Origin of the sequence: Nocardioides litoris, from assembly GCF_006346315.1 — a bacterium.
Classification (GTDB): Bacteria; Actinomycetota; Actinomycetes; order Propionibacteriales; family Nocardioidaceae; genus Nocardioides; species Nocardioides litoris.
Genome location: NZ_VDMR01000001.1, coordinates 58,516 through 70,611, shown reverse-complemented (window position 1 = coordinate 70,611; position 12,096 = coordinate 58,516). Strand labels below are relative to the sequence as shown.

General features: G+C 76.1%; 13 protein-coding genes and 1 pseudogene. 6 read left to right on the top strand and 8 right to left on the bottom strand.

The features are described from left to right. Window positions 1–13 precede the first annotated feature (13 nt). The 4 genes from FJQ57_RS00335 to FJQ57_RS22115 all read left to right on the top strand — a co-directional run bounded on the left by FJQ57_RS00335 (window position 14) and on the right by FJQ57_RS22115 (window position 3,186). Window positions 14–499, top strand: a complete 486-nt coding sequence (locus tag FJQ57_RS00335) for a nucleoside deaminase (protein ID WP_139977295.1) — start codon at window positions 14–16, stop codon at window positions 497–499. A 159-nt stretch (window positions 500–658) separates the two neighbouring features. Beyond that, on the top strand, window positions 659–1,336 hold the full coding sequence (locus FJQ57_RS00330; RefSeq protein ID WP_139977294.1) for a DUF6226 family protein: 678 nt from the start codon (window positions 659–661) through the stop codon (window positions 1,334–1,336). A gap of 81 nt (window positions 1,337–1,417) precedes the next feature. Further along, window positions 1,418–2,704, top strand: a complete 1,287-nt coding sequence (locus FJQ57_RS22120; protein WP_170219201.1) for an HNH endonuclease — start codon at window positions 1,418–1,420, stop codon at window positions 2,702–2,704. Between the two features lie 89 nt (window positions 2,705–2,793). Continuing rightward, window positions 2,794–3,186, top strand: coding sequence for a DUF4259 domain-containing protein (locus FJQ57_RS22115; protein WP_170219200.1), 393 nt, complete (start codon window positions 2,794–2,796; stop codon window positions 3,184–3,186). Between the two features lie 27 nt (window positions 3,187–3,213). Here FJQ57_RS22115 and FJQ57_RS00320 read toward each other — a convergent pair whose 3' ends face one another. From FJQ57_RS00320 to FJQ57_RS00300, 5 genes are all read right to left on the bottom strand, one after another. Further along, complete coding sequence (locus FJQ57_RS00320) at window positions 3,214–3,462, bottom strand: hypothetical protein (protein ID WP_139977293.1); 249 nt, start codon at window positions 3,460–3,462, stop codon at window positions 3,214–3,216. Next, window positions 3,455–4,114, bottom strand: coding sequence for a CDP-alcohol phosphatidyltransferase family protein (locus tag FJQ57_RS00315; protein WP_170219199.1), 660 nt, complete (start codon window positions 4,112–4,114; stop codon window positions 3,455–3,457). The genes FJQ57_RS00320 and FJQ57_RS00315 overlap by 8 nt, the downstream gene beginning before the upstream one ends. Next, window positions 4,107–5,705, bottom strand: a complete 1,599-nt coding sequence (crtI, locus tag FJQ57_RS00310; protein ID WP_139977291.1) for a phytoene desaturase family protein — start codon at window positions 5,703–5,705, stop codon at window positions 4,107–4,109. Before crtI ends, FJQ57_RS00315 begins: the two co-directional genes overlap by 8 nt. Continuing rightward, complete coding sequence (locus tag FJQ57_RS00305) at window positions 5,702–6,589, bottom strand: phytoene/squalene synthase family protein (protein WP_139977290.1); 888 nt, start codon at window positions 6,587–6,589, stop codon at window positions 5,702–5,704. The genes crtI and FJQ57_RS00305 overlap by 4 nt, the downstream gene beginning before the upstream one ends. Window positions 6,590–6,655: 66 nt before the next feature. After that, the gene (locus FJQ57_RS00300) at window positions 6,656–7,096 is read right to left on the bottom strand and encodes a hypothetical protein (RefSeq protein WP_139977289.1); all 441 of its coding nucleotides are present in this window, start codon (window positions 7,094–7,096) and stop codon (window positions 6,656–6,658) included. 85 nt (window positions 7,097–7,181) lie between these two features. Between FJQ57_RS00300 and FJQ57_RS00295 the strand changes: the two genes are divergently transcribed. Beyond that, a complete protein-coding gene (locus FJQ57_RS00295) occupies window positions 7,182–7,556 on the top strand; it encodes a DUF4259 domain-containing protein (protein ID WP_139977288.1) in 375 nt (124 codons plus the stop codon). Between the two features lie 12 nt (window positions 7,557–7,568). Here the strand turns inward: FJQ57_RS00295 and FJQ57_RS00290 are convergent, their stop codons facing one another. From FJQ57_RS00290 to FJQ57_RS00280, 3 genes are read right to left on the bottom strand one after another with little or no spacing between them, the layout of a single operon-like run. Continuing rightward, window positions 7,569–8,957, bottom strand: a complete 1,389-nt coding sequence (locus FJQ57_RS00290) for a mycothione reductase (protein WP_139977287.1) — start codon at window positions 8,955–8,957, stop codon at window positions 7,569–7,571. After that, a complete protein-coding gene (locus FJQ57_RS00285; RefSeq protein ID WP_139977286.1) occupies window positions 8,954–9,637 on the bottom strand; it encodes a maleylpyruvate isomerase mycothiol-dependent enzyme family protein in 684 nt (227 codons plus the stop codon). Before FJQ57_RS00285 ends, FJQ57_RS00290 begins: the two co-directional genes overlap by 4 nt. 56 nt (window positions 9,638–9,693) lie before the next feature. After that, window positions 9,694–10,485 (bottom strand): SDR family oxidoreductase, encoded by a 792-nt coding sequence (locus FJQ57_RS00280; protein ID WP_139977285.1) that lies wholly within the window; start codon window positions 10,483–10,485, stop codon window positions 9,694–9,696. A 173-nt stretch (window positions 10,486–10,658) separates the two neighbouring features. Between FJQ57_RS00280 and FJQ57_RS23140 the strand changes: the two are divergent. Next, a pseudogene (locus tag FJQ57_RS23140) lies at window positions 10,659–12,020 on the top strand (exopolysaccharide biosynthesis polyprenyl glycosylphosphotransferase); the annotation flags it as partial. Window positions 12,021–12,096 lie beyond the last annotated feature (76 nt).

The following is a 12,096-nucleotide window of genomic DNA, read 5'->3' as shown; positions in this document are numbered from 1 at the left end:
CCAGACTCGGGGGATGGCGATCTCCGAGACCGACCTGGCCCACCTCCGCACCTGCATCGACCTGGCCCGCCAGGCCCTCGACGCCGGCGACGAGCCCTTCGGGTCGGTGCTCGTGGGCGGCGACGGCACCGTGCTCCGCACCGACCGCAACCGCGTCGCCGGCGGCGACGCCACCCGCCACCCGGAATTCGACCTCGCCCGCTGGGCCGGCGAGCACGTCGACCCCGCCGACCGGGCCGCCTGCACCGTGTACACCTCCGGCGAGCACTGCCCGATGTGCTCGGCCGCGCACGCCTGGAACGGACTCGGCCGCATCGTGTACGCCGCCTCCACCGCCCAGCTCGGCTCCTGGCTCCGCGAGTGGGGCGTCGCCCCCGGCCCGGTCCGCCCGCTCGCGATCAACGACGTCGCCCCCGACCTCCCCGTCGACGGCCCCGCCCCCGAGCTCGAGGCCGAGGTGCGGGCGTTGCACGCGCGGCTGCACGGTGTCGACGCCTGACTTCCCGCGGGGCGGGTGGGGCGCGCGGTGCTCACCGGCCCCCGGCACCGCCCGGGCGCGCTCCTGTCCCTCCTCGAAGGCCACGGCGCCCGGGTCCCCGCCCCCGCCCGGGCCCGGAAGTCGCTTGCCGGCCGTCGCTCCAGCCTCGATCCTCGGGGCGTGACCTGGGACCTGCCGCCACGTCCGGCCTGGGTGGACCACCTGGTCCGCCGGGTGGACGACGAGTTCGCCTCGACGGGCTCCGCGACGCCCGGCTGGCCGGACCCGCATCCCGACCTGGAGCCGCCGGCGGACGAGGAGTACTCCCGGTGCCTGGACCCCGGCAAGTACCGGATCCTCCCCGCCCGCGTCGACGCGTGGGCGCTGGCCCTCGCGGACCTGGGACTGGCGACCACCCACGACGTCCCTGCACGACCGACCTGGGTGGGCGACCTGCTGCGTCCCGCGGAGGACGACGTCCGGGTCCGGAGGATCACGCCGACGACGCCCGGCGCCCTCGGGGTGCTCCTGGCCGACACGCTCGTCGATGGGGAGCCCCTCGGGATCGACGTGGGAGTGGCCGCGCCGGCCCAGGCGGGGCTCCCGGTGGCCCTGGTCGCCTCGGTCCCGGTGTGCGGCTGCGACGCGTGTGACGACGGCTCCGCCCTCCTGCTGGAGGAGCTCGACGACACCATCCTCACGATCGCGCTCGGCGGCGTCGTCCACGCGCGCCGCGGCAGCGATGCCGTCACCCGCCGGCTCGACGGGTGGGGCGGGAGTCTCGACGGCCGATGGCTCGACCCCGACCTCGTGGCCCCGGACGCGGTCCAGCGGTGGCGGGGACGTCCGTGGCGGTAGTGCGCGTCGAGCGCACCCCCTGCGGCCCTGCTGTCGAACGTGTCGTCGATAACTGTCGGTGGTCGTGTCTAGTCTGACGTCATGACCAGCAGCCGCCTCCTCGACCCGGCCCTGGCCGCCGTGGCCGACGCACAGCACGCCGTGCTGCGTCAAGAGGTCGCGCGGCTGGTGGCGGTGCTGGACTGGTGCGCGGCCCACGAGGTGTCGGAGGCCGAGGCGTCGCTCCACACGATGACGCCGGGGTTGCAGCTCGGCGGGCCGGGGTGTCCGTGGGTCAGCGAGTTCGACACCCACGACCTGGCCTGCGTGCTGGGCCGCTCGCCCGACTCATGCGCGGTGTACGTCGGCAACGCCCTCGAGCTGCGCCACCGCCTCCCCCGCCTGTGGGCCCGGGTCGTCGGGCTGGAGGTGCCGGTGTGGAAGGCGTTCCGCATCGCCGAGCAGACCCAGCAGCTCCCGCCCGCGGGTGCGGCGGAGGTCGACCGGGCGCTGGCGCCGACCGCGCACTCCTGCACGTTTGCGCAGGTCGACCGCACCGTCGCCTCCGCCCTGGCCGCCCACTGCCCCGACGAGGTGGAGCGCCGCAGGTTGGCGGCGTTGGAGCACCGTCGGTTCGACGTGCACCTCGACCACGTCCGATCGCTCGACGGCACCGTCGAGGTCACCGGGACCCTCGACCTGGCTGACGCGGTCGACCTCGACACCGCCGTCGCCGGCGTGGCGGCCCAGCTCGGCGAGCTGGGGTGCCATGAGTCGTGGGACGCCCGCCGCGCCCTCGCCGTCGGCGAGATCGCCCGCGCCCAGCTCGCGCTGGATCTCGAGACCACCACCGGTCGCGGCGTCACGGTCTACGCGCACCTGCGCTCGGACTCCGACGTCGTCGAGACCACCGGCACCACCATCACCACCGAGCAGCTCGCCACCTGGTGCCGCCACCCCGGCACCCAGGTCACCATCACGCCCGTCGTCGACCTCCCCGGCGGCGACCCCACCGCCGCCCAAGCCCTGGCCCAACAGGTCGCCGCGTGGCGGCACGACGACGCGCACATCAAGCCCGTCATCGACCTCTCCGCCGACCTCACCTCCGCCGGCTACACACCCTCACCACGCCTGGCCGAGCAGGTCGACGTCCGCGACCGGCGCTGCGTGTTCCCGTTCTGCAATCGCCGCCGCACCGACCGCGACCACACCCAGCCCCACGACTCAGGCGGCGAGACCAGGTCCAGCAACCTCGCCCGGCTCTGCCGGTCCCACCATCGCGCCAAGACCCACTCCCCCTGGACCTACCAGCAACTCAGACCCGGCGTGTTCGAGTGGCACAGCCCCGCCGGCGCGACGTACACCGTCGACCGCTCCGCCGAACCCTGACCACCCCGCCCCACACCCCGCCCACCACCGGCGCGCGGGGACACCGGCACGTCCAGGCCCCGCCACGGTCGTGTGTGGGAGGGTGCGGCGTGGGCTCGTGGGACGCCGGTGCGTTCGACAACGACGACGCCGCCGACTGGTCGGGAGAGCTGGACGAGGCGCGCAACCCGGCGAGGTTCGCGCGCGAGACGCTCCGCACGGCCGTCCGGACGACCGGCTACCTCGAGGCGCCGGCAGGATCGGCGGCCGTGGCTGCTGCGGCGTGGTTCGCCTCCGCCCACGACGCCGCGCCGCCGAGCGCCTACGCGCCCTCGACCCGGCCACCGCGCCTGACCAGGCGCCACCGCAGGCTGGCGACCGCCGCCCTGCAGCGTGTCCGGGGCACCGACTCCGAGCTGCGCGACCTGTGGGAGGAGAGCGGCGAGCTGGTGGCGTTCGCGGGGATGGTCGACGAGCTGCTGGAGGCCCTGGCGACCTCGTAGGGGCAACAACGTCCACGCCCGAACGCGCTAGAGCACGCGGTCCTCGTCGGCCATGTCGCGGGCCACCCGGGTCCGCGCCTCCGCGAGCTCGGCCTCGGAGGCGCCGAGCCCGAGCGACCATTCCAGGGCCGACAGGAGGTCGCGGAGGGCCTGCTTCTCGGCGGGGTCGGAGAACGGGAGCGAGGCCTCGTCGTGGGTCTGGAGCCAGTCCATCAGCACCAGGGCCGAGCGGTCCCAGAGCCGCACGTCCACGAAGGTCGGGTCGGCGTCAGCCACGCGAGGGAGGGCTTCCCGGAGAGCGGGGAGCCCGCCGCGCCGCGACCAGCTGGCCGAGCCCGACGAGCCCCAGCCCGAGGCCACCCGCGGCGACCGCGGTGGCCAGGGACCGGCGGCGGGCGGGGCGGAAGGCGGCGAGGGCGGCAGCGGTGCAGGCGACGCTGACGCGGGTGGGCCGCTCGGAGACGGTGACCGTGAGCGACCCGCGGCCGACCCGCAACCCCTCCTGCGCGAGCCCGACGACCGCCAGCCCGACCCCCAGCGACCGCGGCGCCCCGAGCGCGACGGGGACGGCGGCCAGGAGCACGTCGGAGACCCGGTCGGTGGCGGCGTCGAGCACCTGGCCGCGGCGGCCCGACGACCCGGCGCGGGAGGCCACGGCCCCGTCGACGCCGTCGAGGACCCCGGCCACGATGGCGGTCGGCACGACCAGCCACGGCCCGGCGCCGGGACGCCGCGCCAGCAGCGGCGCCACCGCGGTCACCGCCAGTCCGGCGACGGTCACGGCGTCGGCGGGCACGCCCCAGCGGGCCAGCGGAGCGGCGACGCCGTCGGTCAGGCCGATCCAGCCGCGCACCCAGCCGGACGCGCGCGGGTCGAGCCCGCCGTGGCGCTCCGACCAGGCGTCGTAGGCGTCGGGACCGTCAGGCACTGCGCAGCGCACCCACCGCGGCCGGCTCGACCGACGGGCCGACCGAGGTGTCGCCACGCAGCTTCTTCAGCACCAGCTCGGCGCTGATGAGGCACATCGGCAGCCCGATGCCCGGCACGGTGCCGTAGCCGGCGTAGTACAGGCCCTCGACCTTGCGGGACACGTTGGTCGCCCGGAAGAACGCCGACTGCTTCAGCACGTGCGCGGGCCCGAGCGCGCCGCCCGACCACGAGTTGAGGTCGGCCACGAAGTCGGCGGGCCCGACGGTGCGGCGTACGACGATCCGCTCGGCCAGGTCGGGCACGCCGGCCCACGCCGCGACCATGGCGATGGCCCGGTCGGCGGCAGCCTCGACCTCGGCGTCGCCGGACCCGTCGACCCCGCCGCGGCCGATGCCGGGGTCGGGCGGGACGGGGACGAGGATGAAGAGGTTCTCGTGGCCCTCGGGCGCGACGGACCCGTCGGTCTGCGACGGCTTGCACACGTAGATCGACGCGGGGTCGGGCACCCGGGTCGGCTCGGCGAAGATCGCGTCGAAGTTGGTCTGCCAGTCCTCGGTGAAGAACAGCGTGTGGTGCTCGAGCTCGGGCAGCGAGCCGCGGACGCCGAGGTTGACCAGCACCGCTCCAGGTCCCGACGTCGCCTTCTCCCAGTACGACGCGGGGAAGGTCTGCAGGTCGCGCGGCAGCAGCGTGGTCTCGACGTGGTGCAGGTCGGCCGCGCCGACGACGACGTCGGCGGGCAGCACGTGCTCGGCGCCCGCGGCGTCGGCGTACCGGACGCCGGTGACCCGGGCCTTGCGACGCCGGCTGCCGCTCGCGGTCGTCTCGACGGCGGTGGCGGGCGACCCGGCGTGGATGCGGACACCGCGCTCGCGGCACAGCCGCTCGAGGGACTCCACGAGCGTGGTGAACCCGCCCTGCGGGTAGCGGACGCCGTCGGCGAGGTCGAGGTGGCTCATCAGGTGGTACATCGCGGGCGCGCGGTCGGGCGAGGAGCCGAGGAACACCGCGGGGTAGCCGAGCACCTGGCGCAGCCGGTTGTCGCGGAAGCGGCTGTGCACCCACGACTGCAGCGACCGGGTCAGCAGCGGCACGAGCCGCGGCGCGTTGCGGAGCAGCTCGCGGCCGGTGAAGGCCCCGACGGAGTCGAAGGAGGTGTAGAGGAAGCGCTGCACGGCCAGGTCGTAGACCTCGCGCGCGGTGTCGAGGTAGCGGGTCAGCGCGGCGCCGGCGCCGGGCTCGATCCGCTCGAAGAGCGCCGTGTTGGTCGCCACGTCCTGGGCGATGTCGAAGGGCTCGTGCCCCTCGCAGAAGACCCGGTAGCCGGGGTCGAGGGTGACCAGGTCGACCTGCTCGGCGGTGGTGGTGCCGAGCATCGCGAAGAAGTGGTCGAAGACCTCGGGCATCAGCCACCAGGACGGGCCGGTGTCGAAGCGGAACCCGTCGCTCTCCCACAGCCCGGCGCGCCCACCGAGGTCGTCGCGCTTCTCCAGCAGGTCGACCTGGTGCCCGTCGGCGGCCAGCAGGGCGGCCGTGCTCAGCCCGGCCACGCCGCCACCGACGACGACGACCCGACGCCCGCGGCTCATCGGGGCATCCCGCTGCGCAGGGCGGCCGCGGTGACGATGCGCGCCTTGACCGGCTGGGGCACCCGCACCCGGCGGCTGCGGAGCACCTCGGCCGGCGTGGCCCGCAGGCGGCGGGCCAGCTCGGCGAACAGGTCGTGGGCCGCGCACACCGCGACCCGGCTCGACCCCGGCAGGTGGGGCACGACGCGCGCCGCGGCGTCGAGGTCGGCCTCGATGTCGTCCAGCAGCACGTCACGCTCGGCATCGGTCAGCCGGGCCACGTCGAGGCCGGGGAAGTAGCTGCGGCCGAGGGTGTCGAGGTCCTCGCGGAGGTCGCGCAGGAAGTTCACCTTCTGGAAGGCGGCGCCGAGGCGGCGGGCCCCGGGCGCGAGGGCGTCGTACCGGTCGTCGGGGCGGGGCTCGTCGTGCAGGAACGCCCGCAGGCACATCAGGCCGACGACCTCGGCGGAGCCGTGGACGTAGGCGTCGAAGGAGGCCTGGTCGTGCGGCTGGGGGTCGAGGTCGGCGTGCATGGAGTCGAAGAACGGCTCGACGAGGTCGGGGGTGACCCCGACGGCGCGGGCGGTGCGGGCGAAGGCGTGGACCACGAGGTTGCTGCTGTGGCCGGTGCCCATCGCCGTCACCGTCTCGGCGCGCAGGGTCGCGAGGACGGCGGCGCGCTGCACCGCGGTGCCGTCGGGGCGCGGCGCGTCGACGATCTCGTCGGCGACGCGGACCAGGGCGTAGACGTTGCGCACGTGGCGGCGCACGGGCGGGGCCAGCAGGCGGGAGGCCAGGCCGAAGGAGCTGGAGTAGGCGTCGATGACCATGGCCGCCGTGGTCTCGGCGACGCGGTCGTACTCGTCGTGGGGGGCGCTGCGCGCAGCCCCGGGTGGCACCAGCATGGGTCTACCTCCGTCGTGACCAGTGGCCCTAGCCTGTCCCATCCCCGGCTGCCCGAAGGGGTGGGGCTACCCGGCGACGGCGTCGAGGGCGCCCCGCACGGTCCGGTCGACCGACCTCGGCGTGGTCCGGGCCCGGACCCACCGACGGTGGCCGGCGGGCGACCGCAGGGCCAGCACCCGACCGCCGGCCCGGCCGCGGACCACGGCCGTGGCCGCCCGCTGCGCGGCCGCGGTGCCGTCGACCAGCACCACCAGTCCCAGGGGCCGACCGCCTGCGATCGCCGCGGCGACGAGGGGCTCGAACGGGTCGGCGGGCTCCGGCCCCGCGAGGACGTGCAGCGGGCGCAGGTGCCGCCGGTCGTGGGCGCCGACCTCGTCGGGCACGAGCCCGGCCGGCAGGTGCACGTCGTACCCGCGGTCCAGCAGCAGGTGCACGACGGCGTCGGTCAGCGGCGTGCGCCGACCGGCGACCACCGCGACCGGGGGGTCGATCCCTGCTGCGTCCACCACCTCCGGTGCCCGCGCGGGGGGTGGGTCACCCTCACCTGAGGGGGCGAGGGGCACCGCCGTCCGCGGCGGGCACCGTGGGGCCATGCGCATCGAGACCTGGGGCACCGGACCGTTCGAGAACGACGAGGCCGCCGCCTGGGGCGACGAGCTGGACGAGGCGACCGACCCCGCGGCGTACGCCGCCGCCACGCTGCAGGGCAGCGCCGACCCGGCCCGCGTCGTGGCCGCCGCGGCCTGGCTGGCCGCGGGCCTGCCCGGCGCCGCCGAGCCCGCCGACGGTCCGAGCACCCCGCCCAGCACGCCCGACCCCGCGCTGGCCGACGACGCGCTCGCCGCCCTGGGCGCGGTGCTGGCCGACGACGGCTGGGCCGAGCGCTGGAGCGACCCCGCCGACCGCGAGACCGCCCGGGCCCAGGTGCGGAGCCTGGTCGAGACCTGGGAGGTCGCGATCGGGTGACGGGGCCCGGCGTCAGGCGTCGAGGTCGTCCTCCAGCGCGAGCAGCGCGTTCTCGACGGTCTCGGTGAGGGCGGGGTGGATCCAGTACTGCCCCCGGGCGAGCCCGCGGGCCGGCTGGTCGAAGCTCATGGCCTGGATCAGCGGCTGCACGAGCGCCGAGGCCTGCGGGCCGATGAGGTGGGCGCCGACGAGCCGGCCGGTGGCGCGGTCGGCGAGCAGCTTGACCCGGTGGTCGGTGCGGTCCTCGAGCAGCGCCCAGCCGTGGGCGGTGTCGCCGATCTCGTTGCGGCCGACGGCGAGGTCGAGGCCCCGGTCGCGGGCCTGGGCCTCGGTGAGGCCGACGGAGGCGACCTGCGGGTGGGTGAAGACCGCGTTGGGCACGAAGCGGTGGTCGCTCTCGACGAGGCGGTCGGGGTGCAGCAGGTTGTGCTGCACGACGCGGGCGTCCTGGTTGGCGACGTGCTTGAGCGGCTCCGGGCTGGAGGCGTCACCGAGCGCCCACACGCCCTCGGCCGTCGTGCGCTGGTGGGCGTCGACGACGACCCGGCCGCGCTCGTCGGTCTCGACGCCGGCGAGGTCGAGGCCGATCCCGTCGGTGTTGGGCACCCGGCCCACGGCCAGCAGCAGCACGTCGACGACCTCGGGCCCGCCCTGCGACAGCCCCAGCTCGATGCGACCACCGTCGACCGGCCGGACCGACGACAGCTCGGTCTCCAGCCGGACGTCCCACCGCTGCGAGACCTCGGCGGTGAAGACCTCGGAGACCTCCTCGTCCTGGTTGCCGAGGAGCTGCTCGCCCGACTCGACCTGGAGGACCTCCGAGCCGAGGCCGTCGAAGATGTGGGCCAGCTCGCAGCCGATGTAGCCGCCGCCGATGATGCCGATGCGCCCGGGCAGCGCGTCGAGGCGCATCACCGTGTCGCTGGTGTGCACCTCGACCTCGTCGAGGCCCGGGACGTCCGGGACGACGGGCCGCGACCCCACTGCCAGCACCACCTGGCCGGCCTCGAGCTCCTCGGTGCCCGCGTCGGTGGTGACCTCCAGGCGCCGCGGACCGGTGAAGCGGGCCGTGCCGTCGAGGACGGTGACGTGGTCGAGACCGACGCGGTAGTCGTGCCCGTCGGAGGCGATGCCGTCGAGGCGGGAGAAGACGCGGTCGCGGATGGCGGGCCAGTCGGCACCGTCGTACGACGTCGAGACGCCGAACGGCGCGCTGGTGGCCGCGTCGTGCGCGCGGTCGGCGGTGGCGACGAGCATCTTCGACGGGATGCACCCGCGGTTGAGGCAGGTGCCGCCGAACGGACCGCGCTCGATGATCGCGACCGACCGGTCGGCGAACCGGTCGTCGACGACCGTGTTGCCGGAGCCCGCGCCGATGACGACCAGGTCGTAGCGCTTCACTCGCCCAGCGACCTCTCGGGTAGCGGGCCCATCCCGGCGAAGGCGTCGAGGTAGGGGTCGAGGTCACCGGCGGCGACGTAGGAGCGCAGCTCGTCCTCGGTGCGCCGGCTGGTGATGGCCCGGAACAGGTCGTACTCCTCGGCCCTCAGCACCAGCCCCGGGTCGCCGTCGTGGCTCTGCCAGGTCCAGCCGTTCGACTCCAGCCGCAGCGGGTCGCGACCCCGGACGGCCTCGGCGAGCTGGCCGGCGGCGACGTCGCGGACCAGGGCCAGGCCGGGGGTGTCGCGGGCCCCGGGCTCGCCGACGGCGCCCCGCAGGTCCTGCTCGTGGATGACCAGGTCGGCCAGGGGGCCCGGGTCGTCGGCCACGGTGGCCTCGATGGAGATCCGGTCCTCGGCCCAGGCGTCGAGCACCTGGTCGACGCTGAGGTCGCGGCGCTGCTCCACGTGGCCCCGGGTCCAGTCGTCGTCGGGCTGCTCGGGCATCTGGCCCGCCTGCGCGTCGTGGCCCACGCCGACCATGTGCGCGAGCAGCTGCCGCGCGGTCCAGTCGGGGGTCGCCGGCACCTTGACGTCGAGGCCGGCCTCGCCCTTCTCGCGGGCGAGGTCGCGCACCCGGTCGTAGGCGGCCTGCCACTCGGTCACGGTCGTCTCGGCTGTCGCGTCGGTGCCACCAGTCATGGGTCCACGCTCGCCCGCGGGGCCGGTCCGGGGGTTCACCCCGACCGGCGCCACCCTCACCCGAGCGGGGGGTCGGCGGTGCCGTGGCCGGGGTGGAGCAGGGCGTCTGTGCCGCCGTCGGCGACCAGCACCGACCCGACCACGAGCGAGGCCGCGGGCGAGAGCAGGAACGCGACCACGGCCGCGACCTCCTCCGGCGTGCCGGGCCTCCCCAGCGCGGAGGGGTAGGCGTCGGCGAAGACCCCGAGCTCGGGGTCTGCCCGCAGCGCGTCGGTCATCGGCGTCGCCACCATGCCCGGGGCCACGCAGGTCACCCGCACGCCCGCGCCGGCGTACGCCGGCGCCGCGGCCGCCCGCCGGGCCCAGGTGGCCACCGCCGCCTTGGTCGCGGGGTAGACGTGCACGGCGTCGAGGGCGGTCGCGACCGACCGGGCGTGCTCCTCGTCCCCGGACAGGCAGGCCGCGGCGACGTCCTGGCTCCACCCCGGCTGGCAGGTCACGGAGTTGGAGGAGACCAGCACCACGGCCGAGCCGGGGCGCAGGTGCGGCCGCAGGCCCTCCACGACCTCGACCGACCCGAAGTGGTTGACCGAGACGACGAGCCGGGGGTCGACGCCGGTCAGCCCCGCGACGCCCGCGCACGGGACCAGCCCGTCGAGCCCCTCGGGCGCCGCCGCCACGACCGCCGCGACCGCGGCCGCGCGACCCGCCGGCGAGGCGAGGTCGGCGACGACGTCGGCGGTCGGGTCGCGGTCGACGGTGACGACCCGGTGGCCGGCGTCGCGCAGGAGCGCCACGAGGGCCGCGCCGATGCCCGAGGCGGCGCCGGTGACGGCGTACGTTCGCATCGCGGAAGCCTAGGGCGTGGCCACCGGGCGCGACGAGGCATCGAGATGACGCCGATTGACAGGCCGGCAGCGGTTCCGCGCGACCCCCGGCGCTCCGTACCGTGGGGGCACTCCGTCCGCCGGTCGGACGGGGGAGCGTGCCCCCGGGGCGCGCGACTCGTCCTGGGGGGGACATGCTCTCGTTGTCGACGCCGCACCGCGCTCGCCGCCGACGCCGCCTGCCGCGGCCCGACCTGCGACCGCTCGTCACGATGCGCACCCTGCTCGCGGTGCTCGACCCGCTGGCCGCGGTCGCGGCCCTGCACGCGATCGGGGTGCGCGAGCCCGAGGTGCTGCTGCTGGCCGCCGGCGTCTCGGTGCTGGCCGCGAGCGGGCTGCACGTGCACCGGTCGCGGCTGGTGCTCAGCATGCTCGACGACCTGCCGCGCGTGGTCGCGCTGACCGGCGTCGTGCTCGGCGTGGTCGTCGTCCTCGGCCCCCACCTGGCCCCGGTCCCCGAGGTCCTCGACGAGCGCATCGCCGCGGTCGCCGCGCTGCACGCCGCGCTGCTGCTCCTCGCCCGCGCCCTGGTGTACGCCGCCACCCACCGCGCCCGCCGCCGGGGCCGGGTCTCGCACGACGTGGTCGTGGTCGGTACCGACGTGGTGGCCCGGCGGGTCACCGAGGCGCTGGTGCGCCACCGCGAGCACGGGCTCCGGCCGGTGGGGGTCCTCTCCCCCGACGGCTCCGTCCCGCTGCGCCCCGCGGCGCCGTACGTCGGCCCGCTCGCCGCCCTGCCCCGGGTGCTGCACGACCTCGAGGTGCGCCACGTGGTCGTCGCGTTCGGCGACGCGCCGTCACCGGAGGTCGTGCGGGCCGTGCGCCGCGCGGTGGCCGAGAACCACCAGGTCTTCGTGGTGCCGCGGTTCTTCGAGGCCATGAGCCGCCGCCACGCCACCCGCACCGAGCTGGTGCACGGGGTCGCGCTGACCCGGCTGCCCCGCCTCTCGGAGTGGTCGGTGGGCCGGGTGGCCAAGCGGGGGCTCGACGTCGTGCTGGCCGGCGCCGCGCTCGTCGCGCTGGCCCCGCTGCTCGCGGTCTGCGGCCTCGCGGCGCGGCGCGAGACCGGCGGGGTGCTGTTCCGCCAGACGCGGGTCGGCCTCCACGGCCGCACCTTCACGCTCTACAAGCTGCAGACCCTCCGCCCCGCTCCGGCCGCCGGCGAGACCTGGAACATCGACAACGACGCCCGCCTCGGCCCGACGGGGCGGTTCCTGCGCCGCACGGGCCTCGACGAGCTGCCCCAGCTGGTCAACGTGCTGCGCGGCGACATGAGCCTGGTCGGCCCGCGACCCGAGCGCCCCCACTACGCCACCGAGTTCGCCCGCCGCCACCACGGGTACGACGACCGCCACCGCGTGCCGGTCGGCATCACCGGCTGGGCCCAGGTGCACCACCTGCGCGGGGACACCTCGATCAGCGAGCGGGTGCGGTTCGACAACGCCTACATCGACAGCTGGTCGCTGTGGCGCGACATCACCATCCTGGCCCGCACCCTGCCCACGATGCGGCGCGCGCAGCCCACGGCCCGCGACGCGGTGGCGGTGGTCCGCACGGCGGGGAGCGCCGGGA